We start from the raw sequence: 25,568 nt of genomic DNA, 5'->3' as shown, positions 1-25,568 counted from the left end.
ACTAAAGCCAAGTTGCTTTAGAATTTTATAGACATGATTTAAGTGGTAATGAACACCAAATTCAGTATGAATGTAATGCACAATGTCTTCACCGGTAAGGCGGCCACCACGAAGTTCTGTATTCGTGCGCTTTATAAACTCAGATAGTTGTTCAAGTTGCCGCTGTTGTAATCTTGATGGACGTCCTTGAATGGGCTTATTGTCTAAACCAGCTAGCCCATGCTCTAGGTAACTAGAAACCCATTTATTCACACTACTTCTTGCTGTGTTTAGACGTTTTGCAATATCGGTTCTGCTATTCCCCTCATAAAATAATGACACTGCGAGCAATCGCATGCGTTTTCGTGCGTTTGGTTCTTTACGAGAAAGCGCTAAAAGCTGTTCAGATATGTTTGGATTCAATGTTATTAACCGGTGATTTTATATAGCCTATATTAGATCAGATATTTAAGCGGAATGGTATAAAATGGCTTACTTCACCTTGCGCTAATTCGTCTTTTATTAATGAACTTTACCTCTTCATTGTGCATGACGAATTACCACGCTGTTGGGTTTCGCTGCGCTCTACCCAACCTACGCCAGACCTTCAAGCTTTATCTTGCTAATAGACAACTCTGAAGTGCCTTGGCAGGGCTTTATTGCTTAGGGAGGCTCTGACCTAAACACCCACACCGCGCGGCTGTTCGCTGACATCTGAAAACTGATAGCTCTTCTTATGTTGGGTTTCGCTGCGCTCTACCCAACCTACGCCAGGCCTTAAAACTTTCCCCTTGCTAACTCGCTAACTTTACTCTCGCAACTCGTAACTCATTAACTCATACCCAAAAACAAAAACGCCAGCATATAGCTGGCGTTTTTTAATCTGAGGGTAAGCTTGGTATTAAGCTTTTGGACCTGCTGATTTGATTGCTTCTGAAACATCGTATTTAGCGAAGTTTTCAGTGAAGTCAGAAGCTAGTTTGTTTGCATATTCTGCGTACTTCTCTTTATCTTCCCATGTATTGATTGGGTTAAGAAGTTGGCTGTCTACACCAGGAACAGCCACTGGTACATCTAGGTTTAGAACGTCGATGTGTTGAGTTTCAACATCTGCCAGTTTACCTGATACGATTGCATCAACTACAGCACGTGTTGTTGGGATGTCAAAGCGTTGACCTGTGCCGTAAGGGCCACCTGTCCAACCTGTGTTAACTAGGTATACTTTAGCGCCGAATTCACGTACACGCTTCATTAGAAGCTCTGCATAAACGCCTGCAGGACGTGGGAAGAAAGGAGCACCGAAACATGTTGAGAATGTAGACTCGATGTCGCTTGTTGAACCGATTTCAGTTGAACCGACTTTCGCTGTGTAACCGCTTAAGAAGTGGTATGCAGCAGCTTCTTCAGTTAGTACTGAAACTGGTGGTAATACACCGCTTACGTCGCATGTTAAGAATACAACGGCTTTTGGCTCACCAGCACGGTTTTCTATTTTACGTTTTTCAACGTGCTCTAGTGGGTAAGCAGCTCGGCTATTTTGTGTAAGGCTTGTATCATGGAAATCTGGTACACGGTTTTCGTCAAGTACCACGTTTTCTAAGATTGTACCGAAACGAATTGCATTCCAAATTACTGGTTCGTTCTTTTGTGAAAGATCGATACATTTAGCATAACAACCACCTTCGATGTTAAATACGCTACCAGGTGCCCAACCGTGCTCGTCATCTCCAATAAGGAAGCGAGTAGGGTCTGCAGATAATGTTGTTTTACCTGTACCAGATAGACCGAAGAATAACGCAGTGTCGCCTGCTTCACCTACGTTTGCAGAGCAGTGCATTGGTAATACACCTTTTGCAGGAAGTAGGAAGTTTTGTACAGAGAACATTGATTTCTTCATTTCGCCAGCGTAGCGCATACCAGCTAGTAGAACTTTACGTTGTGCGAAGTTAATGATTACAGTGCCGTCACTGTTAGTGCCATCACGCTCTGGGTCACATACAAATGAAGGTACATTCATTACCTGCCACTCAGGGAAGTCTGCAGTATTGTATGTTTGAGGCTCGATAAACATGTTTTTGGCAAAAATATGATGCCATGCAGTTTCTGTTGTAACTACAACTGGTAAATAGTGCTCAGGATCAGCGCCAACTTCTAGGTGAGAGATGAAGTGGTCGTTGCTTTTCACGTGTTCTTCTACACGTGCCCATAACGCGTCAAACTTGTCTGCATCGAATGGGCGGTTAACGTTGCCCCATTGGATTTCGTTTTCAGTGCTTGGCTCTTGAACAATAAAACGATCTTTTGGAGAGCGGCCAGTGCGAGCACCGGTTTTAGCAACAAAAGCACCATTAGCGGCTAGAGTCCCTTCGCCACGACGAATAGCGTGTTCGACAAGTTCAGCTGCTGTAAGATCAACAAAACTAGTAGCGTTTGCAGTCATGTTTATACCTAAATTGTGAGAGATTGAACGGGATAGCTCTGGGGTTCTTAGTTTTCCCTTTTGCTAAAATAATAGTAACAGAAGGATTAGGGATATTCGAGTGTCTGAAGGGCCTAAAAAGGCATATATTTGGCAAAAAACATGAATAATTTCAATGATACCGGTGTCATAAAATGACGCATTTTCATGACACCGGTATCATTAGTTTTGATATTATTTTTAATATAAAAGCCGCACTGATGGCGGCTTTGAATATAATAATTTTTATTATGATGTATTAATTAAAAATGGCTTTAATATCTTGCTCGTTGAATATGTAATCTTTTAAGCAATAATGACAGCTAATTTTTACTTCACCATTTGCTTGCACGTCGGCAAGTAATTCGTTTTGACCTACATTAACTAGTGCAGCAATTGTTTTGTCTCTGCTACAACCACAACGGAAACTAATAGACTGTGGTTCGAATAACTGAGGATTATCTTCATGGTAAAGTCGAGTCAGCACAGTGTTAGCATCTAAACCTAGTAACTCTTCATCTTTGATTGTGTTGCTAATCGCTTCTAGATGAGTAAAGTCTTCTACCGACTTTTCTTTATTAACGGGTAATACTTGTAAGAATAAGCCAGCTGCTTTTGCTGTATCTGTCGTTACTTCAGTTGCAAACCAAAGACGTGTTTTTAATTGTTCAGATTGCTCAAAATAGTTTTCAAGGCATTTATCTAAGCTATCGTGTTCTAACGGTACAATACCTTGGTATCGCTCACCTTTAGTCGGCGTAATTGTAATGACCATATAGCCATTACCAATTAAGTCTTTTATTGAGCTACCGGTTACTTCACCTTGAAGGCGTGCGATGCCTCGCATATTTTGTTTATCGTCACCATTAATTACGGCATATTTTACTGGGCCATCGCCTTGTAGTTGAACGGCAATTTCGCCTTCAAACTTTAAAGTAGCCGTCAATAAGCAGGTAGCAACAAGTAGTTCACCTAATAAGGTTTGCACAGGTGCTGGGTAATTATGGTTTGCGATCATCTCTTGAAAAGTGTTTTCAATTTGTACGAGTTCACCACGTACATCGAGCTGATCAAATATATAACGATGAAGTAAATCTTGTTGCATGAGTTGCATTACCTAACTTGATTTCATTTTTAACAGTTCACGCCTTTGCTTCTTATCTGGTTTACGATCAGGATGTGGAGCAAAGAAGCTGTTGTTCTTACGGGCGATAGCATTTGCTTCGCGTTTCTCAATGCTTGCTTGAGTTTCTTGGTATAAGGTTTGTGCAATGGGGGCGCCTTGACGTTTTTCAAGGATCTTTTCAATTGTCACTACCTTTTCATCGACCCCTTGTAGTAGTTTAACTACTGCACCTACCTCGACAATTTTACTGGGCTTGGTACGTTGTCCATTATAATGCACTTTGCCACCTTGCACCATGTCTCTTGCTATTGAACGGGTTTTGTAAAAGCGGGCAGCCCATAACCATTTATCAAGGCGCACGCTTAATTCGTCTTGTTTGTCTTGTGACTTATGAGTGTTACCTTTTGACACAATTGTGCTCTTTTATAGCTGCTGATATATAGGCAAAATTTACCATGAAACTTAATCACAAAGAAACAGTCATAGTTATTCCTTGCAGCCCCTGTTCGTTGAATTTACCTTGTTTACAAAGTTTAATATACGTGTGCTTGTTGAATGAAAAATGAAAAGGTACTATAGGCCAGCTATCAAGCAGTAAATTAAAATAAGAAATAGAGTTTATGGATCAACACTTACAACAAGTTAAACAGTTTTTGAACGGCTTACCTCATGCCAAGCTAAGTGCATTTGTAGTGCTGTTAGTTGTTGTTTACATTGCTTTTTTGTCATCCAAGCTGTTTTGGCTTGTATGGCCAGAACCCGATACAAGCGCATTGCCAGTAACAGGTGTTAATACCATGGCAAAGCGAGTTGAGACTGTCAGTTCTCGACAAATAATTGAGCAAAATTTATTCGGCAAAGTTGTTGTCGAAACTAAAAAGTCTGCTGCTAAACAAAATCAAGTCATTAACAACGCCCCTGAAACACGTCTCAGTATTAACCTAACCGGCATTGTTGCTGTAAGCCAAAATGACCAAGCAGGTCTTGCTATTATCGAATCTCAAGGAAAACAAGAAACCTATGTTGTCGATGATGCAATTAAAGGCACTCGCGCAAAGCTTGCTCAAGTATTACCTGACCGAGTAATTTTAGATGTTAGCGGTCGTTTTGAAACGTTAATGCTTGATGGTCTCGATTTTACGAAAACGGTGTCTATGCCAGTGTTAGCAGAGCGTGATGAATCAGAATTAACTGCAGGCCCTCAGCTTGTCGAAAATAATGAAATAAATGCGACTGAAGATGAAGAGGTAAAAGAAGCGCTCATCGAAACGCGTGAAGAAGTATTAGACGATCCCGGTAAACTATTTGACTACATTCGCGTCTCTCAAGCGATGGTTGATGGCGAGTTAGTGGGGTACCGCTTAAGCCCAGGTAAAGATCCTGCTTTATTCAAGCAAATGGGATTAATGAATAATGATTTAGCTATTGCGATTAATGGCTATCAATTAAATGATTTGAAACAGGCAATGTCAGCAATAAACGAATTACGAAATAGTACTGACGCAAGTATCACTATCGAACGCGATGGTGAGCAAATTGATGTGCAATTTAGCCTGCAATAACTAGCTTTGGAGTTTTTATAGAATGGTTCACGCGCTACACCTCACAAAAATCAAAAAAGGGTTAGCTAAATATGCAGCGCTTTTTTTATTAACAGGATTATCGCTTTCAGTTTCAGCTGTTGAGTATGCGGCTAATTTTAAAGGCACTGATATTAATGAGTTTATTAATATCGTTGGTAAAAATTTAAATAAAACCGTCATTATTGACCCAAATGTGCGTGGCAAAGTAAATGTGCGCAGTTATGAGTTAATGGATGAAAAGCTTTATTATCAGTTCTTTTTAAATGTACTTGAGGTTTATGGTTATTCAGCTGTAGAGATGGATAACGGTATTATCAAAATTGAAAAAAGCTCTGACGCTAAAAAGTCAAATGTACCGCTTATCACTGAGGATAACCAAGCCAGTGGCGATATGATGGTAACGCGAGTTGTACGTGTTAAAAATGTAAGCGTACAAGAGCTTGGCCCGCTAGTTCGTCAATTTAGCGATCAAAAAGATGGCGGCCACGTTGCTAACTTTAATGCTGCGAACGTGATGATGTTGACCGGCCATGCAGCGTCAGTTAACCGCTTAGTAGAAATTATCCGCTCTGTTGACCAAGCTGGTGACAAGCGTGTTGATATTGTAAAGCTTAAGTTTGCTACCGCAGATGATGTAGTGTCTGTTGTTGAGAATATTTATAAAGATGGCGGTAAAGGAAGCGTTCCAGAATTTCTAATTCCTAAAGTAGTTGCTGATGGTCGAACTAACAGTGTGATTGTCAGTGGTGAAGCGCAAGCGCGTACTCGTGCTGTTGAATTAATTAGCCGTTTAGATGGTGAATTAGAAAACCAAGGTAACACTAAAGTTATCTACCTTAATTACGCCAAAGCAGAAGACCTTGTAAAAGTATTGCAGGGCGTAAGCAAAACACTAGCAGAAGATGCGCAAGGCGGTGCAACTAAAACGCGCTCTCGTAATCAAAACGAAACAAGTATTGAAGCACACCCTGATTCAAATTCACTTGTTATTACTGCACAGCCTGACACCATGCGCTCGCTTGAGCAAGTAATTGAGCGTCTTGATGTGCGTCGTGCGCAAGTTTTAGTTGAAGCTATCATTGTTGAAGTTTTAGAAGCTGATGGTATCAACTTAGGCTTACAGTGGATTTCAGAGCAAGGCGGAATGATGCAGTTTAACAACGGCACAACAGTACCAGTTGGTTCGTTAGCCGTTGCAGCTGAGCAAGCACGCGATAAAACGATTGAAGGTACGGTTGTAGGTACCGAAACTGGTACAGTCACCAAGACTTCTGAAACACAAGAAGGTGACTTAACGGCACTTGCCTCATTACTAGGTGGTATCAATGGTTTAGCCATGGGGATTGTTAAAAACGATTGGGGTGCAATTATCCAAGCTGTTTCAACCGATACTAACTCTAATATTCTTGCTACGCCGTCTGTAACGACCATGGATAACGAAGAAGCATCAATGATTGTTGGTCAAGAAGTACCGATTATCACAGGTTCGCAAACAGGCTCAAATAATGCGAATCCATTCCAAACAGTTGAACGTCAAGAAGTAGGTGTAAAACTTAAAGTGACACCACAAATCAATGACGGTTCAGCAGTTCAGTTAACGATTGAGCAAGAAGTGTCGAGTGTGAGTGGTGCTACTGCGGTCGATATTTCAGTAAACAAACGTGCCATTAAAACCACGGTTATGGCTGATGATGGTGGTATGGTTGTACTGGGCGGCTTGATTGATGAAGATGTGCAAGAAAGTGTCTCTAAGGTGCCATTATTAGGTGATATTCCAGTACTTGGCCATTTATTCCGCTCAACCAGCACCAGTAAGCGTAAACGTAACCTGATTGTATTTATTCGTCCTACCATTGTTCGCGATGGCATCAGCATGAATAAATTAAGCCACTCAAAATATAACTTTATCCGTGGCGAACAACACAAACAAAAAGAAGATGGTATTGACTTAATGCCATTAGAAGATGCGCCAATTCTTCCAGAGTGGGATGATGCCTTAGTACTACCACCAACTTACGAAGAATATCTAAAACAACAAAACGCGAATGAGCGCAACGATGACTAATGCAATTTCTGAAATCAATGACGAGCTAGCATCAGACGTATCAGCTAATCATGATGAGCTGCTAACAAGTGATGATCTTGTTAGCTTGCCAACTAAGCGGTTGCCATTCTCGTATGCGCGTCGCACAGGTGTGCTGTTAGGTAAAGATCAAGACAACTGGACAGTTTATTACCGCGGTGAGTTGGATGTTAACGCTTTACTTGAGGTGCGTCGTATTGCGGGTCATGGTTTTTCGCTAGAACAATTACCTGATGATAAATTTGAGCTGTTGCTTGAGGCTTCTTATCAGCGTGATAGTTCTGAAACACAGCAAATGATGGAAGATATCGGCAACGAGGTTGATTTATTCTCGCTTGCAGATGAGTTACCGCAAACTGAAGATCTCCTTGCTGGTGATGATGATGCGCCAATCATCAAGCTGATAAACGCGATGCTCAGCGAAGCAATTAAAGAAGGTGCTTCAGATATTCATATCGAAACCTTTGAGCAAGAGCTGGTAATTCGCTTTAGGGTTGATGGCGTATTAAAAGAAGTTTTAAAGCCGAATCGTAAACTCGCTTCACTGTTGGTGTCGCGTATTAAGGTTATGGCGAAACTAGATATTGCTGAAAAGCGGATTCCGCAAGATGGCCGTATTAGTTTGCGTATTGCTGGCCGTGCCGTAGATGTGCGTGTATCGACTATGCCATCAAGCTTTGGTGAGCGTGTCGTGCTACGTCTACTTGATAAAAACAACGCGCGCCTGAACCTAGAAGATTTAGGTATGACTGAGCGTAACCGTGAATTGTTTGCTGATTTAATCAGTAAGCCGCACGGTATTATCTTAGTAACCGGTCCTACGGGGTCTGGTAAAAGTACCACCTTGTATGCGGGTATGAGCCAAATCAACTCACGGGACCGCAATATTCTTACCGTTGAAGATCCAATTGAGTACGAGATCCCAGGTATTGGTCAAACTCAGGTTAATACCAAGGTAGATATGACCTTTGCCCGAGGCTTACGTGCCATCCTTCGTCAAGACCCTGACGTCGTAATGGTTGGTGAGATCCGTGACCTTGAAACGGCACAAATTGGTGTGCAAGCGTCATTAACCGGTCACTTGGTTATGTCAACACTGCATACTAATACAGCTGCTGGTGCTATCACGCGTATGGAAGACATGGGCGTGGAGCCTTTCTTACTGTCATCATCGTTACTCGGTGTATTGTCACAACGTCTTGTACGTACTTTATGTAATAGCTGTAAAGAAGGTCACATTGCTGATGAGCGCGAGTGTCAGTTATTAGGTGTCAATCCTGCTGAGCCGCCAACAATTTATCGTGCAGTTGGTTGTGAAGAGTGTAACTTTAATGGTTATCGCGGTCGTACTGGTATTCATGAGTTGCTGGTTGTTGATGAAACAATTCGCGAAATGATCCACAGCGGTAAAGGAGAACAAAGTGTTGAGAAGTACATTCGTAAACATAGCCCAAGTATTCGCCAAGATGGCTGTAATCGCGTACTTGCAGGTCGCACTACCTTAGAAGAAGTCTTGCGTGTAACACGTGAGGAAGGTTAATCATGGCAGCATTTGAATACCGTGCCCTCGACGGCAGAGGTAAAGAGAAAAAAGGCATTCTTGAAGCCGATACGGTAAAGCAAATCCGCCAAACTTTGCGCGATCAAGGTTTAATGCCTTTAGAGGTCGTTGCTGCTGCAGAAGGTGAAAAGCAAGCGACTGGGGCAAAGGGCTCATTATTTGGGAGTTTCTTTAAACCAAAAATTTCGACTTCAGATTTAGCACTAATCACTCGTCAGCTTGCAACCTTAATCCAGTCAGCATTACCTGTTGAAGGGGCTGTCATGGCGGTGGCTGAGCAATGTGAAAAGCCGCGTTTAAAGCGCATGCTTATGGCAGTGCGCTCAAAGGTTGTTGAAGGTTATACCTTAGCTGATGGCATGAGTGAGTTTCCGCATGTCTTTGATGATTTGTATCGTGCTATGGTGGCAGCTGGTGAAAAATCGGGTCACCTAGACCAAGTTTTAAATCGTTTAGCAGATTACACGGAACAACGTCAGCATATGCGTAGTCAAATCACACAGGCGATGGTGTATCCAACCATTCTTGTGGTATTTGCTATTGCGATTGTCTCTGTATTGTTAGGTACTGTGGTACCTAAAATCTTGAAGACCTTCGAAAAATCAAAACAAGTATTACCCTGGACGACTGAATGGGTAATGGCCGCCAGTAATTTTGTGCAAAACTACTGGTTTATTAGTTTAGTCATTATAACCGTGTTAGCTGTGGCCATTAAGCAAGCGCTTAAACAGCCGCATATTCGTTACTGGTATGACGAAAAAGTGCTGTATTTACCGGGCATTGGTAAGGTAGCTCGCGGTGTTAATACGGCGCGTTTTGCCCGAACTTTAAGTATTTTATCGTCAAGCTCAGTGCCGCTACTTGAAGGGATGCGTATCTCAGGTGGTGTACTGGCTAACGAAAAAATGAAAAAGTCAGTGCAAGATGCTGCAACACGTGTAAGTGAAGGGGCGAGTCTTCGTGCTTCACTTCAGCAAACCAAGCTTTTTCCACCTATGATGCTACACATGATAGCCAGTGGTGAAAAATCAGGTGAACTTGAGCAAATGCTGGAACGTGCTGCAAATAACCAAGATCGTGAGTTTGAGAGCATGGTAAACGTGTCTCTGAAACTATTAGAGCCCGCGATGATTGCTTCAATGGCGGTAATTGTATTGTTTATTGTTATGGCAATACTACAGCCGATTATGGCAATGAATAAGGCTGTAGGTCTTTAAATTAGGGAACACTAGAGCAATTAGCAGCTAACACTGCCGCTCTATAATAAATTTTTGAAGAAAGTTAGAGGTATTTTTGTGAACAAACAGTCAGGTTTCTCATTACTAGAAGTCATGGTAGTACTGGTTATTATCGGTATGATCATGTCAATTGTGGCGCCGAATATCATGGGTCAGCAAGAAGAAGCTGCAATCGATAAAGCACACTTAGATATTCAACAAATTGAAGATGCGTTAAGCCTATACAAGCTTAAAAACAAAGCGTATCCAACCACAGAGCAAGGCTTAGAAGCGCTAGTGAATAAAACAAGCATTGAGCCAATTCCAAAGCGTTTTCCTGATGGCGGTTTCCTTGAGAAGTTACCAGAAGATCCATGGGGTAATCCTTACCAGCTAATCAGCCCAGGAGAAATCGGTAAAATTGATATCTTCTCAATGGGCCCTGATGGTGAAGCAGGTACTGATGATGACATCGGTAACTGGGATGAAGAAAAGTAATAATGCCTAAATTCAGCCAACTGAACAAAGCTTATACACATCAAGGCTTACTATTATGGTAAGCCTTGGTCGTTTGCGTTTGGCTGGCCGTGCTAAGCACGCGAAAGGGTTTAGCCTCATCGAAATATTAATGGTGCTTGTGGTGATTGGTTTTGTCACCAAAATGGTTGCCTACAGTTTTGATGGTGGTGCTGAAGAAGAACTCGAAAAACAAGCGCTCAGATTACATACTACGATTAATATGGCGTCTGAGTTTGCGATTTTAAATCAGGTTGAGCTGGGCTTTCATCTTGACCAAGATACATTTGAATTTTTAGTTTTTGACGGTGATAAGTGGGTTACTTTTGACCGTGAAAAATTGTTTGCCCCAATTAAGGTTGATGAGCGCTTTGAACTCACTCTTAACCTTGATGATTTAGCCTGGGCACAAGATAACTTGCTAGAGCAGTCCAACTGGCGTGAATTAATGAGCGGTGGTGACGAAGACAGCTTACTTGAGCTGCAAAAGCTCAAAATACCGCAAGTCCTTATTTTATCTTCTGGCGAAGTCAGTGCGTTTCAATTGATTTACGAGCTTAAAGATGAGCGTGAACCACAGTATTTTATCGAAGGCGAATTTATGGCCCCGGTAAAGTTTCGTATGGAGCCTGAGTAATGAATAAGTCAGCAGGTTTTACCTTACTCGAAGTGATGGTTGCCTTGGCTATTTGTGCAATGGCCGGTATTGCCGCAATGCAGGCAACCGGTGAGCACATTAATCACCTATCGTCGATTGAAGAACAAACTTATGCTTCTTGGGTTGCCGAGAACGTAATGGTTGAGCAGCGCGCTAAAGGCGATAAATGGACAGGCAAAAGTGGCGTCAAAGGCACTGAAACACTCGCTGGTTTTGAATGGTACTGGCGTCAGGATGTGGTTCCTACTGCTGATAAAACCTTTGTAAAGGTCACCATTAACGTATTCGCCGATGAAAAGCTTGAATACCCAGTGTATGAGCTTTCTACTTATTTGAATAAAGGTGATAAGTAGTGAAGCAACGCGGTTTTACCTTACTTGAAGTAATTGTCGCCATGGGTATTTTAGCCTTTGTGGTGTTATCGACCCATCAAATTCTTGATTCGACAACCAAAGCAAAAGAAGCCTCAGACGAGACGATTGCTGAGTTAAATGGTTATCAAACCTTATTTCGTTTGATGGACCAAGATTTTAGTCAAATGACTAAACGTCAGGTTCGAAACGAAGCCGGTGATTTTCAAGACACGTATGTGCTAGCTGGTCGTTATGTTCTTGATAGCCAATACGATGGCATTGGGTTTGTTCGTGATGGTTGGATTAACCCGATTAATCTATTACCGCGCTCTGAACTGCAAGCGGTTGGTTACCGCGTGATAGATGATAATCTTGAACGAGTGTATCGGGTGTATGTTGATCAACTAGATAACATGGAGCCGCGCTCACAAGTCATTTTGGAAGATATTGAAGATCTGAAGTTTGAATTTTTAGATGACAAAGACGAGTGGCAAGAGCAGTGGCAAATTAAAGCGCTGCCAAAAGCGGTTGCAGTCACTATTCAAAAAATAGAACAGGAGCCAATTCGTCGCGTGTTTTTGGTGCCAGGTGAGGGCAAAGTAACTACTCAAACAAATAATAGTAATAACGGCGCTAATGGTAATAACAATAATAATAGCGGAACGGGTGGCTAGTCATGACTACAATGAATCGCTCCAAAGGTGCGGCGCTTGTTATTGTGCTATTTATTGTGGCGCTGGCTGCGATGTTAGCCGTTGAGATGAGTGCTAATTTAATGGTGCAAGTGCAGCGTAGTAGCAATATTCAAAACCATCAACAGGCTAAATGGTATGCCTTTGCAGCTGAAGAGCTGGCAATTAAAGCACTAAAACAAACTAAAAAAGATGATCCTGATAAAACGCATTTAGAGCAAATTTGGGCACAGCAGGGCGGGGTTCCTTATCCTGTTGATAATGGTACCTTAAGTGGCACGATTACTGATTTACAAGCATGTTTAAACTTAAATGCATTGCATGTAAAACCAGATCCGCAGACGGATCCAAATAATAAAACGAACCCAGCACATAAGGCATTGTTGGCATTATTAGAAAACATTGAGAATTTACCAACGGATGAATCAGAAGAAGCCATGGCCGATAGTGTGTTTGATTGGTTAGATGAAGATAGTATTACCTATCGCTCAGGTGCAGAAGAAGATGAGTATTTATCTCGACAATACCCATATATGACGGCAAATAGTTACTTTGCTTCGACTTCTGAACTTCGTTTGGTAAAAGGTTTTAACCCGCTCGTTATGGAGAAACTCTTACCATTTGTGTGTGTTATTCCTGGCAGTGAGTTGCTGCAAATAAACGTTAATACACTACCTGCAGAAAGTGCGATTTTATTAAGCTCGCTTATTGATGGCTTAAGCCTTTCAGGCGCTGAAGCGGTATTATCATCACGTCCTCAAGATGGATATGATGATTTAGAAGCTTTTTTTGAAGAGGTTAACCAACAAGGCGCACAAAACGTGAAAGCCGTTGAAAATCTATTCAGTATCAACAGTGAATATTTTAAACTACAAACGCAGGCTGAATTTGCAGAGCTGCGTTTTTCGATGACCACCTTACTCCATGCCACTAATGGTACAGTAACGATACTGGCGCGAAAATTTGGAGGCGTACAGTGACAGAGATATTGTTGATCCGTACGGGTCAAACGTTAAAAGACAGCCTTAACTGGCTAATTTACTCACCAATAGAACAAGAAATAATTGCTAGCGGCGAAATTGCCAATGCAACACAACTTGGTGAGCTAACAGAAAAAGCACAATCACGGGAAGTAGTCGCACTTTTACCAAGCGATCAGGTACAACTTAAAACAGTTACCCTACCAACTAAGTGGAACCGTAAGTTAGAGCAAGCACTTCCTTACATGCTAGAAGAAGAAATAGCCTGTGATGTTGATGACTTGTTCATAGCGATTGCTGAGCCAACACTTGTTGATGAAAAGCACGCTATTAACATCGCGATGACCGATCGTGAATGGTTTGAGCAATGGCTAGCAGAGTTTAATGAGCATGGCATCGAAGTATATAAAATACTGCCGGATGCTTTATTGTTACCTGATCTTGATGACAACACTCAGTTACGCGCTATTGAGCTTAATGGCCAGTGGCTATGTAAACAGGGTAACTGGCATATTGCCGCTGTAGAGCCGAACTGGCTTGCTGGCTATTTAACAGCATTAGGTAACCCTGATGTTGCACACTTTAGCCCTGCAACGGCTTTTCCTGATACAGTTAATCTTAGTGCTCAAACGCAGCAATACGATTTACCTTTAGCCTTATTTGCTAAGCAGTTACCTGAAGTGAAATTCAACCTTCGCCAAGGTGTTTATCAGCTTAAGAAAAAATCAGCGATTTGGTGGGGCTATTGGCAAAAAGCAGCTATTGCAGCAGGTGTTGCACTAGTTTGTAGTGTGGGTGTTAAGTCGCTTGAGCTTTATAAGTTAAATAACCAGCTTGAAGCCGCAAAAGCAGAAGTGGTTGCTAATTATCAGCGTGCTTTTCCAAATAAAAAAGTGCGACCTCAGCTTATCCGTAGTCAAATTCGCAGCGAACTTGCATTGATAGAAGGTGGCAGCACTGCTGGCTTCTTAGATTTGACTAACGATCTTGTCTCGATTTTTAGTGAAGTAAACGACTTCACACCAGAAACGCTTCGCTACGATCAAGGTCGTAACGAATTACGTATTCGCGCGCGCGGCAAAGATTTCCAGTCCTTCAGTAAAGTAAAAGCAATTTTAGAACAGCGTGGCTTAACCGTAGATCAAGGCTCGCTGAACAATGATGGTGATTATGTCGTTGGTGAAATTAAGTTACGAGGTGCGGCATGAAAAACCAAATAATCAATTATTGGCGCTCGTTAAAAGAACAAGAGCAGCAACTTGTAATGGTTGCAGGTGGTGTGTTTGTTATTTTTGTGCTGGTTATGGGGGTCTTTCGTCCACTTAACGCTGCTATCGAAAAAGCAGAGCAAGACACAATAAAACAGCAAGAGCTGTTGGCGTGGGTTGATGAAAGTATTGTTAAACTTAAAGCGAGTGGTAATGCACGTAATACGAGCAGCCGTAGCTTAAGCCAAATCGTTAATAGCACCCGTAATCGTTATCAAATTATCATTAGCAAAATGCAGCCAAATGACAATTCACTTCGTTTAACCATTGACTCTGTTGAGTTTAATAACCTTGTTGAATGGTTAGATGAACTGGTTAATTCACATGGTGTGCTAATCGAGAATTTAGATTTAAGTAAAGATGACAAATCAGGCTTTGTGCGTGTAAGTCGTTTGGTACTAGAGAAGTAAACGATGAAAAGAGTTATTTTATTAATCACAGTGTTTGTGATGTGTTTTTTGGTGTTTACGCTGGTAAAAACACCCGCTGCCGTTGCACTTGATTTAGCCAAGCCACATTTACCAAAGCAATTACAATTAGGTAAAGCCAGTGGCACGCTATGGGACGGGCGCATTATGCAGGTACGTTTTGATGGTGAGCAATTAAACAATGTGCGTTGGCAATTGTCGGGGTGGTCACTGTTTACAGGTAAATTAGTGGGTACGGTACGTTTTGGTGATCCTCGTGATAAAGCGGATATTTCAGGCCATGCTGATTTTTCTTACGGTTTATTTAACCAAGCGGTTACTGTGAAAAAGACTACTTTACGCTTAACAGTTGAACGTGCCATGCAACGTTTACAACTACCTTTGCCGATTAGTGCGCAAGGTCGTGTGATTGTAGATTTAGATGAGTACAGTTCAGGCGAGCCTTATTGTGAAAGTCTAAGCGGCGAAATTGCGAGCCCGAACATTGATGTGAAAGGAATGAATAACTGGTTTAGCATTGGTCCTTTAAGTGGCCGTTTAAGCTGTAAATCCGGTGATGTAGCAGTACTTGTAGACCCTGAAAACCGTTTAGGGCTTGAAGCTGATGCAGTATTAAAAGCGAACCTAGACTTTAAAGTAGCTGGTTATATTAAACCTGAAGCAAGCTTACCGAAAGAAGTGCATGATGCTGCGAAGTTTCTTGGTCGTCCTGATAACGAAGGTCGTTATCCGCTTAACTTTTAAATTGGATTAATTGAATAGTATGCAATTACCTGAGTTTTCAAAGCAGCAAAGCGAGCTTTTAAGTCAGTTTTTAGCGCAGCATCAAGATGCGCTTAGCTTGGCGCAAACCCAAGGTTATTTATTTGCGGTGATCTGTGCTCCTGAGCCGCTTGATGTTCACCAGTGGTTAGAAGAAGTTGCACCTGGTTCTGATGGGCAAATGGATGAGCAAGTGCTGTTTGCATTTATGGCTTTATATCAACAGATCAGCGAACAAGTATTCGAGACGGGTTTTGCATTACCTGTGAGCTTACAGCTGAGCTCGCAAGGGCAACAATACCTAGATATTCAAGAATGTCAGCATTGGAGCCAAGGTTTTATGCATGGTGCGCAAGGTTACGTTAACAAGCTATTAAGCGCGCCACAGTTAGCTGATGAGTTAAAAGAAGCCTTGGCTACAGCTCTGCAAAGCTTAGGCTTTTTTACCCTTGAAGCGAGTGGAATTGCAGCCCTTGCAACTGATAATGGTTTATCTGAAGGGCAACTATGCCAGCAGCAATATGAAGTAATGAATGAATTCGCCGCTGGCTTTGCAGAGTTAATTGAAGTCGTTGCTGTAAATAGCCAACTATATAATGATGAGAGCTGGAACTAACCCAGCTCGAGTAGGATGTTTGTGCAACCTTTGGCACAGCATACAACGCCTTTACCTGGCTGATCAGTTTTCAAATCTAAGGTGAGGGCGCCTTTACACTCTTCGCAGTATAAGGTTTGACCCTTGCCCAGCTTCTTTAGCATATTACGTTGTTTAGCAAACGAGTCGCTGGTTTTTTTGTTTAAAGCAGAAAAGTCCATTACTTGTTTAGCCTTTCTTCAAGCGCATTCGAAACAATACTACAAACACGATTCAAGCGTTCGCCATAAAAGTACAAGTTAATATCTTTTTCACGGCAATAATGAAGGTGAAAGAGTTGTAGTTTATCGTCGGTAGTGAATGTGTCTTCAATATACTCAAGCTCTGAGTTTGATAAATTAAGTTGTGACTTAATATTATTTTTAGCCATATTAGCAGCAGGACTTCGGTTTACCTTACTAGCATCAGAAATCATACCGACTCCCTCACCTAGTAACCTGTCCCTAGGTTCTTTGATCAAAGGATGATCAATTGTGAAAAGTGCTAAAATTATAAGCACTAAGATGAGAAATTTTTTCATAGTCCAATAAACTTTGATCTAAATGAATAGGTGGTAGCTGCAAGTTTAATAAAATGGTTGTTTTAAAAGCAAGCAGATACGATTAAATAGTTAAAAGTTCGTATATGAAATCTAACCCTGAAATTTTCCATAGATTGAGTATAATGCAATATATAGATTAAAAGTTTCAGAAATCTTTGAACGTAATGAGATGTATTCTGATTTGCTTATTGGCACAGAAACCTCTTACTGCAAACATATGTTTGAGTATTATTTCCTAGTGGCGTTGAGGAATTTTAATGGATAATCAGATTAAGGTTAAAAATATCCCAACGGAAGTAAAAATCCAGAAACCGGAAAACGCTTCCCTCGATGATAGATTTAATCCACGTAACCGTATTTATGTTCGAGCTGTAACGGGGTTACACCAACTGTTGAGACAACGAATTGGTTTTATCGGCATGCTTGCGTTCATGCTACTACCTTGGATCAACTTCCATGGCCAGCAAGCTGTACTGTTCGATTTGGTAGGGCAAAAGTTTAACATTTTTGGTTTAACGCTTTGGCCACAAGATCTGACTATCCTTGCTTTCATTTTAATGTTGGCGGCGTTTGCGTTGTTCTTAGTAACTACTTTCTATGGACGGGTTTGGTGTGGTTATACTTGCCCACAAACTGTTTGGACTTTCATTTTTATTTGGTTTGAAGAAAAGTTTGAAGGTACAGCTAATCAGCGAAAGAAACTAGATCAACGCCCGATGGACTTTGATAAGTTTTGGCGAAAAAGCGCCAAGCACGGTAGTTGGTGGTTATTCTCACTTTATACAGCGTTTACTTTTGTTGGTTATTTTACGCCTATCCGCCAGTTGCTACCTGATCTTTTTACCCTTGATGCAACAGCGTATTCGTATATTTGTTTAGCCGTATTTGCAGTCTGTACTTATGGTAATGCGGGTTGGATGCGCGAGATTATGTGTTTACACATTTGTCCTTATTCTCGCTTTCAATCAGCTATGTTCGATAAAGACACCTTTACCGTGAGCTATGATGAGGCACGTGGTGAGAGCCGCGGCCCACGTTCACGCAAGCAAGATCCAAAAGAGCTTGGCTTAGGTGATTGTATCGACTGTAACTTATGTGTGCAGGTGTGCCCTACGGGGATCGATATTCGTAACGGCTTACAATATGAGTGTATTAACTGTGGTGCATGTATCGATGCGTGTGATGGGGTGATGGATAAAATGAATTACCCACGCGGACTTATTTCCTACACCACAGAACGCAACTTAGAAACGCCAGACAACAAAACACACGCACTGCGCCCTAAGTTAATTGGTTATTTAGTTATCTTAGTGGTGTTAACAGGGGCGCTGGTGGCAAATATTGCGATGCGTAAACCGATGGAGTTGGATATCATCCGTGACCGTAATCAGCTATACCGTGTTGACTTTAATGGCCTAGTTGAAAATACCTATACACTAAAAGTAATTAACAAAGCTCAGCATCAGCAAACCTTTAATATTCGTGTTGAAGGGCTTGATAACTTTGAGTACATTGGCAAACAAACTTTCACAGTACCTTCTGGCGAATCTTATAACGTGCCACTGTCATTGGTTGTTGATCCATATGATTTGAAAAAGCCGATGACGAAGTTTGAGTTCGTACTTTCTGTCGATGGTGAGCCTGATGTGCAGATTTCACAGCCGAGTAACTTCTTTAAGGCGCGATAATTAAGTACACTGAGCGAATGAATAAAAAGCGGGATTTTCCCGCTTTTTTTATATGATGAGGCATTATGAGTAAATTTAGTTTTGTAGACCTTACACCCGATTCAATTTTAGATGCGGTTGAAAGTATCGGTGTTTATGCTGAATCAGGGCTGCTGGCATTAAATAGCTACGAGAACCGTGTTTATCAATTTAAAGCAGAAGATGGCCATCGTTATGTTGTTAAGTTTTACCGTCCAGAGCGCTGGAGTAAGGCGCAAATCTTAGAAGAGCATGCATTTGCATTTGAACTCGCTGAGGCCGAAGTGCCGGTTGTTGCGCCTGTTATTATCGAAGGGCAAAGCTTATTTGAGCATGATGGTTATTTGTTTACGTTATTCCCAAGTGTGGGGGGCCGCATTTTTGAAGTTGATAATTTAGATCAACTTGATGTACTTGGCCGCTTAATTGGGCGAATGCACCAAGTAGCAAAAGCAAAGCCATTTGAACATAGACCTGTGATCAGCTGTGAAGAATATCTTAAGACAGCTAAAGTTCAGTTACAGGCAAGTAACTTGGTGCCAATGGCATTAGAGAACGCCTTTTATACTATTTTAGATTTAGTGATCAAAGAAACTACACAGCAGTATAAAAATGTTGAAACTATTCGTCTGCACGGTGACTGTCATGCCGGCAATATACTGTGGTCTGGTGATGCATTAATGTTTGTTGATTTAGACGACAGCCGACAAGGGCCTGCAATTCAAGATCTTTGGATGATGCTCAGTGGCGATCGTAACAATCAACTGTTACAGTTAGACACTTTAGTCGCAGCGTACGAAGAATTTTGCGATTTTGATCACAGCCAATTAAAGCTGATTGAACCACTTAGAGCGATGCGAATGGTGCATTACATGGGCTGGTTGGCGAAAAGATGGGATGATCCTGCGTTCCCGCGGAACTTTTCATGGTTTGCTGAAGACAAATACTGGGAGCAGCAAATACTAGCGTTAAAAGAACAGCTTGCAGCGCTACAAGAAGCACCATTAAAATTATTACCATAAATTTTTAAAGTTAATAAAGTCGAGAGAACAATGTTTAAAAAATTAAAGTTAAGTCTACTCATTTTATGTTTACCTTTTACGGCCTTTGCTGCTGATTTTGAAGCAGGTAATCAATACGAAGTATTAAAAGTTGAGAAAAGTGCAACACCTCAAGTAACCGAGTTCTTTTCATTTTATTGCCCACACTGTTTTCAGTTTGAACCAGTTGCAAAAGCATTAACGGCAAGTCTTCCTGAAGGGACTGAATTTGTAAAAAGTCATGTTAACTTTTTAGGCGGTGTGTCTAAGCAAACTCAAAGTAACTTAAGCTATGCCTACTTAATTGCTAAGCAACATGGCAAAGCAGAACAAGTAGCTGATCAAATCTTTAACAGCATCCATAGACAACGTGCCTTACTTAAAGACATGAAAGACGTTAAAGCACTACTTGCAACTAATGGTATTAGTAATGAAGTGTTTGATGCTGAAATTGCAAGCATGCCAGTGATTAGCGCTGAAAAAGCGATGCAAGATAAGCAGCAAAAATATTCAGACATGGGCGCCTTAACAGGTGTACCAACTTTTATCGTCAATGATAAATACAAAATTAATTTAAATACCATCAAGAGCCAGCAGATGCTTGATGAATTAGTCGAATTTTTATTAAAACAATAATTTTGGAGTAAAGAAGTAATGATCAAGTTAGTAAAAGCTGTATTAATGGCTGCCACGCTAGGTTTAGCGGCAAATGCCTCAGCTGCTCAATATGAAGAAGGTAAGCATTATGAAACGATTGATGCACGCGCTTCTAAAAAGCCAGAAGTAAAAGAGTTCTTCTCATTCTACTGCCCACACTGTAATAACTTCGAGCCAGTTGTGAAAGAGCTTAAAACACTTCTTAAAGATGGCGTTAAATTCAAAAAGAGCCATGTTGATTTTTCAGGTCCTCGTGACCCAGAAATTCAAACCATCTTAGCGCAAGGTTATGCGACGGCTAATGTGTTACCACAGAAAGACGCGTTAGTAGCCGCTGTGTTTAATCATATTCACGGTAAGCGTGCTCGTATTAACGAACTAGCTGATATGAAAGACATCTTTGTTTCACAAGGTGTATCGGCTGAAGATTTTGATAAGTACTACAACAGCTTTTCTGTACGTACTATGGCGTCTAAAATGAAACGCGACCAAGAATACTACCAACAAAAAGGTGCTTTAAAAGGCGTTCCAACTTTTATTGTTAATGGTAAATATCGCTTAATCTTAGGTGCGGACTCAGGCATCAGTGATGCAAAGAGCATGGCAGATTTAATTAACTACCTAGCTGATAAATAAGCTAATTAGTTAAATTTAATTCAAAGCTCCGTTTGCGGAGCTTTTTTATTGGTAAAGCAAATGCAAAAACTATTAGTTTCAAGCTGTTTGTTAGGAAACCCTGTTCGTTATGACGGGCAATCGCAAAACTTACTCCATCCTGGTTTAGAAACTCTTAAACAGCAAGAAAGGCTCGTTGCATTCTGCCCTGAAGTAGCTGGTGGCTTACCTACACCAAGGCCGCCTGCAGAAATCAAAGTGGGTAGAGTACTTACCAAAGATGCGCAAGATGTCACAGTGCAGTTTGCTTATGGCGCAGAACAAGCACTTAAACTTTGCAAAAAACAGGGCATTCGCTATGCGTTGTTAAAAGAATCAAGCCCGTCATGTGGTCGCAATACTATTTACGATGGTAGTCATTCAGGAAAGAAAATTTCAGGGATGGGGTTAACTGCAAAGCTGTTAACTGACAATGGTATAGCTGTATTCAGCGAGCAGCAGTTGCCAGCGCTATTTGCTGCGCTGGCAGAGTGATTTTATTTACGTTGTAAAAACACACCTGATTCAATGTGATGGGTGTAAGGGAATTGATCAAAAATTGCAAAACGTTTTACTTCATGGGTTTTGCATAAGTGATCAAGGTCACGTTCTAGGGTATCGGGATTACACGAGATATAAATAATGTTGTCGTAGTTCGCAACTAGGTCACAAGTTAGCGTGTCCATTCCAGCACGTGGTGGATCCACCAAGATTGTTTGGCAGTTATAGCTTTTCAGGTCTATGCCATCTAAACGAGAGAAGGTACGTTCGCCTTTCATTGCTTGAGTGAACTCTTCACTCGACATACGAATGATATCTAAGTTCTCAACCTTGTTTTGTGCAATATTGTATTGTGCTGAGTAAACCGATGATTTTGATATCTCAGTGGCTAATACCTGGTCGAATGAACCCGCAAGAGCAATCGAAAAGTTACCATTTCCACAATATAACTCCAGTAAGTCATTATTGAGGGGTTGGCAAAGCGCTTGTGCCCACTCTAGCATCTTGATGTTTACTTTCGCATTCGGTTGCGTAAAGCTATTTTCGACTTGCTGATAAATAAGCTCTTTACCGTTTACGTTTAAACGCTCGATAACATAGTCATTACCAATCACTTCTTTTTGCTTACGAGCACGGCCAATAAAATCAATCTTAAACTGTGTGCTCAGTTTTGCTTTAAGCTCTTTAATTGCTTGTAGCCACTGCTCATCTAGTTGTTTGTGATACAACAAGCTAACAAGGATCTCGCCACTTAAGCTTGAAAGGTAATCGATTTGAAACAGCTTACGGCGCAGAACTTCATTGTCTTTTAAGTTTTCGATCATCGCTTGCATCACTTCACCCACTAAAGGTGCTGCAGGGTCAAACTCATCTACGCGGATCTTTTCTTTAGTTTGTTGATCAAACATGATGTGAAACAGGTCTTCACCTTCATGCCAAACACGAAACTCTGCACGTTGGCGGTAATGAATAGGATCAGAGCCGAACACTTCTAATTTTTCGACCCCAAAACGTCGAAACTGTGAGGTGATGCGCTGCTCTTTCTCACTCAATTGTGCATCATATTGAGTTGTATCAATTTTTATAACCGCCATGGCTGATTACCTTTTATCTCTTAGCTTTATAACGGCGCTATTGTAGGGAGCGCTGAGGATTTGTCTAGTTTTGTTATTTATTTTAGTGTCGTTTTTTTATACAAAAAACTTAAGTTCTTTGGTTTTTGGCCGATAATGAGTTAACCATAACATGGAGTCGGATCATGAAAATTGGCAACCTAGGCTATATGCCTAATACAAATGTGAATAAATACAATGGTAAACAGGCTCTGCAGCAGCCTACCATTCAAAATCGTCAAGATAGTTATCAACAACGCGGTCGTGAGCTCGCGGCAAAAGTTCTTGATGATAAACTTGCTGAGGCACTTGGTTTACCTAAAGCCGAAGAGAAAAAAGATAAACCGCTGTTCGACTTTGAAGAGATCGTGAAAAACGTACTCGACTTTGTTGGCGGTGCACTTCGTAAAGCAAAAGCCGATGGTGCTGATGATGAAAAACTCAAAGGCATGCTAGGTGATGCACGTAAAGGTGTGCAAATGGGCATCGACGATGCGTATGATGAGCTTAAAGAGTCAGGTATTCTTAACGATGACATCGAAGAGGGTATCGAAAAGTCTAAAGAAGGTATCTTTAAAGGTATTGATGAATTAGAAGAAGACTTGTTCAATCCTAAACCTAATGCGGTTTCAGTAAGCCAAGCTCAATACATCAGTTTAAGTAATAACGCAGAGTACACTTTCACCACCGCTGAAGGTGACGAAGTCAGTATTAGCTTTGCTGATGCATACGAAAGTAAGTCTGCAAGCAGCTATAGCAAAAATGGCGACAACGAAGCCTTTGTCAGTGAGTCTTCGCAATCACGTGATTTATCATTCTCGATGTCGGTCAATGGTGATTTAAATGAGCAAGAGCAGCAAGCTATCAATGAATTGATGGAAGACTTGCAGAGTGTTAGCGAAACATTCTTCTCTGGTTCATTAGAAGAAGCCTTTGAACAAGCTAAAGAGCTTAACTTAGGTAACGAGCAACTCGTTGGCTTTACGATGGATCTAAAACAAACCAAAACAGTAGCAGCGATTAAAGGCTATGAAGAATATAAACCAGCCCCTGAAAAAGAAGTTGCTGAGAAAATAGCGCCATTTAATGACGACTTGAAACAGGCGTTTAATAAAGCGGGTGACATTGGTTTGCAAAATGAACTGGCTGGCATCTTACAATGGTTAAACCAAGATAAAGAAGAAGTCAGTAAGCTGGTGGATTATACCAAAGCAATGTTCGAACAAATGAATAAGCTTCGCTCGGCAACAGAAGAACAGGCTTAGTCCTTTCTTTCTTTTTATAAAGCTGCATGGCAAACTGCTGACCTTTGATGATCCGAGGTAAGCAGTTTGTCAGTTCATATAATGGTGTTTGATTCTGGTATAGGTGGAACAACCGTACTTGAACAGATCCAAGCATTGATCCCAGATGCTGATTATAGTTATTTTATGGACAATGCTTTATTGCCTTATGGCGCGCAAAGTCAGCAAACGATCATAGCCCGCCTTTTTGCGCTACTACAGTTTATCGAAACAGCAAACTTACACGTTGATATCCTAGTTATTGCGTGTAATACCGCCTCTACCTCTGCCTTAGAAACTATTCGCCAGTACACAAATATAGAAGTTGTCGGGGTAGTACCTGCGATAAAACCCGCTTGCGCTATAAGTAACAGCAAACATATTGGTTTACTGGCAACACCATCAACCATCAAGAGTCGCTATACTGCAAACTTAATTAGTACTCATAGCCAAGACACACAAGTCAGCTTATATGGCTCAACTGAGCTGGTTGAAATTGCTGAAACACTATTTCATACACAGAGACTCAATAAAGCAAAGCTTGAGAAAGTATTGAGTGATTTAGCGATAGCAGAAGATATAGATGTATTGGTACTTGGCTGTACACACTTTCCATTACTAGCCAGCGCAATTAGTGACTACTATAAACAACAGATCTTCCTTATTGATTCAGGCAAAGCGATTGCTAAGCGCGTTGAAAGTTTAATTGCTTTACGAGGCTTTACTCTTACTACAGATAAAAAAAAGCCGCTGCACTATTATGCAACGGCTCCTATTGGTCATTCGCAATTAAGCGTTGAACTTATTACGCTGACTGATCAGATCCCTCACGAAAGCTGTTAGCTTCGTTCTCTTGTTTTTGTTTTGCTTCACGCACTTTTAAAGTACGTTGTTGGAATTCGCTATCATTTAATTGATTGATTGCTTTATCTGCATCAGCTTCAGCCATTTCAACAAAACCAAAGCCACGACGTTTACCTGTATTTTTATCTTTTAATAAACGTACATTGAAAACTTTGCCTTGTTCTTCGAATAAAGCACGAACAACACCTTCATTAGCACGATAAGGTAGGTTGCCAACATAAAGTGTTTTTGTTTTTACTTCGGCCTCCTCACTTGACGCTGATGAAAGTGCTGCAATAACTAAAGCACCAATTAATAAGCCTGCACCAAATAGCAATGCTGGGTCTAAAGCTAAGCTTGCAAGTGCGAACTTAACAACCACAAAACCTAAAACAGCAAGAATAACGGAGAAAAGAAAAGATTTTTGATCGGGTAATTTCATTTTGATCTACCAATAAACAAGAAATAAACATTAATTTAACATTGTGAACTTGCTATCTTAACGAGTTAAATGAACATAGCAATGAAATTTGCATTAAATTATGAATATTGGCTTAAAAAACAGCCATAATAGCGACCGTTTTTGCTGTTTTCGGTAAATTTAGTTCGCTTTTTGAGCGAACAGTAAAAAGATCGAAAAAAAGTGTTGATCTGTTTTTGGATCTCCCTATAATGCGACCCCACTGACACGGCGGATAGCAACGAAAGGCGCTGAACAACGTGACACAGAGTTAAGTGAAACTTCGGTTTCAAATAATCGAAAGAAAGTTTGAAATTAAGTATTGACTCGAAAAATTAAGGATGTATTATACACATCCCTAGCGACAACGTCGCAACGTTCTTTAACAATATAAAGCAATCATCTGTGTGGGCACTCGTACAGATTGAGTTCTAACAGCGAAGCTTAGTTTA

Annotated in this window: 28 protein-coding genes; 20 read left to right on the top strand and 8 right to left on the bottom strand. The window is 41.0% G+C overall.

Features of this window, described 5'->3' with window-relative positions:
• From BIZ38_RS19975 to hslR, 4 genes are all read right to left on the bottom strand, one after another.
• On the bottom strand, nucleotides 1–402 hold a 402-nt coding region (locus BIZ38_RS19975), incomplete at its 3' end, for a helix-turn-helix domain-containing protein (RefSeq protein WP_187491124.1).
• 478 nt (nucleotides 403–880) lie between these two features.
• Nucleotides 881–2,419, bottom strand: a complete 1,539-nt coding sequence (locus BIZ38_RS19970; RefSeq protein ID WP_187491123.1) for a phosphoenolpyruvate carboxykinase — start codon at nucleotides 2,417–2,419, stop codon at nucleotides 881–883.
• A gap of 277 nt (nucleotides 2,420–2,696) precedes the next feature.
• A complete protein-coding gene (hslO, locus tag BIZ38_RS19965; protein ID WP_187491122.1) occupies nucleotides 2,697–3,542 on the bottom strand; it encodes an Hsp33 family molecular chaperone HslO in 846 nt (281 codons plus the stop codon).
• A 12-nt stretch (nucleotides 3,543–3,554) separates the two neighbouring features.
• On the bottom strand, nucleotides 3,555–3,977 hold the full coding sequence (gene hslR, locus BIZ38_RS19960) for a ribosome-associated heat shock protein Hsp15 (protein ID WP_138601251.1): 423 nt from the start codon (nucleotides 3,975–3,977) through the stop codon (nucleotides 3,555–3,557).
• Between the two features lie 206 nt (nucleotides 3,978–4,183).
• On the opposite strand from hslR, the gene gspC reads away from it, so the two are divergent.
• The 13 genes from gspC to BIZ38_RS19895 all read left to right on the top strand — a co-directional run bounded on the left by gspC (nucleotide 4,184) and on the right by BIZ38_RS19895 (nucleotide 16,280).
• The gene (gene gspC, locus BIZ38_RS19955; RefSeq protein WP_138601248.1) at nucleotides 4,184–5,125 is read left to right on the top strand and encodes a type II secretion system protein GspC; all 942 of its coding nucleotides are present in this window, start codon (nucleotides 4,184–4,186) and stop codon (nucleotides 5,123–5,125) included.
• 22 nt (nucleotides 5,126–5,147) lie between these two features.
• On the top strand, nucleotides 5,148–7,211 hold the full coding sequence (gspD, locus tag BIZ38_RS19950) for a type II secretion system secretin GspD (RefSeq protein ID WP_054554840.1): 2,064 nt from the start codon (nucleotides 5,148–5,150) through the stop codon (nucleotides 7,209–7,211).
• Complete coding sequence (gene gspE / locus BIZ38_RS19945; RefSeq protein WP_054554841.1) at nucleotides 7,204–8,769, top strand: type II secretion system ATPase GspE; 1,566 nt, start codon at nucleotides 7,204–7,206, stop codon at nucleotides 8,767–8,769. Before gspD ends, gspE begins: the two co-directional genes overlap by 8 nt.
• A gap of 2 nt (nucleotides 8,770–8,771) precedes the next feature.
• A complete protein-coding gene (gene gspF, locus BIZ38_RS19940; RefSeq protein WP_054564051.1) occupies nucleotides 8,772–10,007 on the top strand; it encodes a type II secretion system inner membrane protein GspF in 1,236 nt (411 codons plus the stop codon).
• 78 nt (nucleotides 10,008–10,085) lie between these two features.
• A complete protein-coding gene (gspG, locus tag BIZ38_RS19935) occupies nucleotides 10,086–10,505 on the top strand; it encodes a type II secretion system major pseudopilin GspG (protein WP_054554843.1) in 420 nt (139 codons plus the stop codon).
• 55 nt (nucleotides 10,506–10,560) lie between these two features.
• On the top strand, nucleotides 10,561–11,160 hold the full coding sequence (locus BIZ38_RS19930; RefSeq protein WP_054554844.1) for a prepilin-type N-terminal cleavage/methylation domain-containing protein: 600 nt from the start codon (nucleotides 10,561–10,563) through the stop codon (nucleotides 11,158–11,160).
• Nucleotides 11,160–11,534 carry a type II secretion system minor pseudopilin GspI gene (gene gspI, locus BIZ38_RS19925; RefSeq protein ID WP_054554845.1) on the top strand — a complete coding sequence of 125 codons (375 nt, stop codon included), beginning with the start codon at nucleotides 11,160–11,162 and terminating at the stop codon, nucleotides 11,532–11,534. Before BIZ38_RS19930 ends, gspI begins: the two co-directional genes overlap by 1 nt.
• The gene (gene gspJ, locus BIZ38_RS19920; RefSeq protein ID WP_054554846.1) at nucleotides 11,534–12,208 is read left to right on the top strand and encodes a type II secretion system minor pseudopilin GspJ; all 675 of its coding nucleotides are present in this window, start codon (nucleotides 11,534–11,536) and stop codon (nucleotides 12,206–12,208) included. Before gspI ends, gspJ begins: the two co-directional genes overlap by 1 nt.
• 11 nt (nucleotides 12,209–12,219) lie before the next feature.
• Nucleotides 12,220–13,206 (top strand): type II secretion system minor pseudopilin GspK, encoded by a 987-nt coding sequence (gene gspK / locus BIZ38_RS19915; RefSeq protein WP_138601263.1) that lies wholly within the window; start codon nucleotides 12,220–12,222, stop codon nucleotides 13,204–13,206.
• On the top strand, nucleotides 13,203–14,414 hold the full coding sequence (gene gspL, locus BIZ38_RS19910; RefSeq protein WP_187491121.1) for a type II secretion system protein GspL: 1,212 nt from the start codon (nucleotides 13,203–13,205) through the stop codon (nucleotides 14,412–14,414). The genes gspK and gspL overlap by 4 nt, the downstream gene beginning before the upstream one ends.
• Complete coding sequence (gene gspM, locus BIZ38_RS19905; RefSeq protein ID WP_054554848.1) at nucleotides 14,411–14,884, top strand: type II secretion system protein GspM; 474 nt, start codon at nucleotides 14,411–14,413, stop codon at nucleotides 14,882–14,884. Before gspL ends, gspM begins: the two co-directional genes overlap by 4 nt.
• A 3-nt stretch (nucleotides 14,885–14,887) precedes the next feature.
• Nucleotides 14,888–15,646, top strand: coding sequence for a type II secretion system protein N (locus tag BIZ38_RS19900; protein WP_138601242.1), 759 nt, complete (start codon nucleotides 14,888–14,890; stop codon nucleotides 15,644–15,646).
• A 19-nt stretch (nucleotides 15,647–15,665) separates the two neighbouring features.
• The gene (locus BIZ38_RS19895; protein WP_138601260.1) at nucleotides 15,666–16,280 is read left to right on the top strand and encodes a YecA family protein; all 615 of its coding nucleotides are present in this window, start codon (nucleotides 15,666–15,668) and stop codon (nucleotides 16,278–16,280) included.
• On the opposite strand, the gene BIZ38_RS21915 is transcribed toward BIZ38_RS19895, so the two are convergent.
• Nucleotides 16,277–16,480 carry a hypothetical protein gene (locus tag BIZ38_RS21915; RefSeq protein ID WP_054554851.1) on the bottom strand — a complete coding sequence of 68 codons (204 nt, stop codon included), beginning with the start codon at nucleotides 16,478–16,480 and terminating at the stop codon, nucleotides 16,277–16,279. The genes BIZ38_RS19895 and BIZ38_RS21915 overlap by 4 nt on opposite strands.
• A complete protein-coding gene (locus tag BIZ38_RS19890; protein ID WP_054554852.1) occupies nucleotides 16,480–16,839 on the bottom strand; it encodes a hypothetical protein in 360 nt (119 codons plus the stop codon). The genes BIZ38_RS21915 and BIZ38_RS19890 overlap by 1 nt, the downstream gene beginning before the upstream one ends.
• 278 nt (nucleotides 16,840–17,117) lie before the next feature.
• On the opposite strand from BIZ38_RS19890, the gene ccoG reads away from it, so the two are divergent.
• The 5 genes from ccoG (at nucleotide 17,118) to BIZ38_RS19865 (ending at nucleotide 21,412) form a co-directional block, all read left to right on the top strand.
• Nucleotides 17,118–18,548, top strand: a complete 1,431-nt coding sequence (gene ccoG, locus BIZ38_RS19885; protein WP_138619575.1) for a cytochrome c oxidase accessory protein CcoG — start codon at nucleotides 17,118–17,120, stop codon at nucleotides 18,546–18,548.
• Nucleotides 18,549–18,613: 65 nt separating this feature from the next.
• Nucleotides 18,614–19,588 carry a serine/threonine protein kinase gene (locus tag BIZ38_RS19880; RefSeq protein WP_166339802.1) on the top strand — a complete coding sequence of 325 codons (975 nt, stop codon included), beginning with the start codon at nucleotides 18,614–18,616 and terminating at the stop codon, nucleotides 19,586–19,588.
• Between the two features lie 30 nt (nucleotides 19,589–19,618).
• Nucleotides 19,619–20,242, top strand: coding sequence for a thiol:disulfide interchange protein DsbA/DsbL (locus BIZ38_RS19875; RefSeq protein ID WP_187491120.1), 624 nt, complete (start codon nucleotides 19,619–19,621; stop codon nucleotides 20,240–20,242).
• An 18-nt stretch (nucleotides 20,243–20,260) separates the two neighbouring features.
• On the top strand, nucleotides 20,261–20,899 hold the full coding sequence (locus BIZ38_RS19870) for a thiol:disulfide interchange protein DsbA/DsbL (RefSeq protein ID WP_138601230.1): 639 nt from the start codon (nucleotides 20,261–20,263) through the stop codon (nucleotides 20,897–20,899).
• A gap of 60 nt (nucleotides 20,900–20,959) precedes the next feature.
• A complete protein-coding gene (locus BIZ38_RS19865; RefSeq protein WP_187491119.1) occupies nucleotides 20,960–21,412 on the top strand; it encodes a DUF523 domain-containing protein in 453 nt (150 codons plus the stop codon).
• 2 nt (nucleotides 21,413–21,414) lie between these two features.
• Here BIZ38_RS19865 and trmA read toward each other — a convergent pair whose 3' ends face one another.
• Nucleotides 21,415–22,512: a tRNA (uridine(54)-C5)-methyltransferase TrmA gene (gene trmA, locus BIZ38_RS19860; RefSeq protein WP_138619577.1), complete on the bottom strand. Its 1,098-nt coding sequence runs from the start codon at nucleotides 22,510–22,512 to the stop codon at nucleotides 21,415–21,417.
• A gap of 164 nt (nucleotides 22,513–22,676) precedes the next feature.
• Here trmA and BIZ38_RS19855 point away from each other — a divergent pair, with 164 nt between their 5' ends.
• Entirely contained in the window at nucleotides 22,677–23,795 is a 1,119-nt protein-coding gene (locus BIZ38_RS19855) for a DUF5610 domain-containing protein (RefSeq protein WP_187491118.1), read from the top strand.
• 66 nt (nucleotides 23,796–23,861) lie between these two features.
• A complete protein-coding gene (murI, locus tag BIZ38_RS19850) occupies nucleotides 23,862–24,656 on the top strand; it encodes a glutamate racemase (RefSeq protein ID WP_187491117.1) in 795 nt (264 codons plus the stop codon).
• On the opposite strand, the gene BIZ38_RS19845 is transcribed toward murI, so the two are convergent.
• Complete coding sequence (locus BIZ38_RS19845) at nucleotides 24,619–25,098, bottom strand: RNA recognition motif domain-containing protein (RefSeq protein ID WP_054564068.1); 480 nt, start codon at nucleotides 25,096–25,098, stop codon at nucleotides 24,619–24,621. The two genes, murI and BIZ38_RS19845, sit on opposite strands and share 38 nt — an antisense overlap.
• Between the last annotated feature and the right edge of the window lie 470 nt (nucleotides 25,099–25,568).

Source organism: Pseudoalteromonas sp. BZK2, assembly GCF_014349195.1.
Taxonomy (GTDB): Bacteria; Pseudomonadota; Gammaproteobacteria; order Enterobacterales; family Alteromonadaceae; genus Pseudoalteromonas; species Pseudoalteromonas simplex.
The sequence above is the reverse complement of the archived record's forward strand: the minus strand, read 5'-3'. Positions and strand labels throughout refer to the sequence as shown.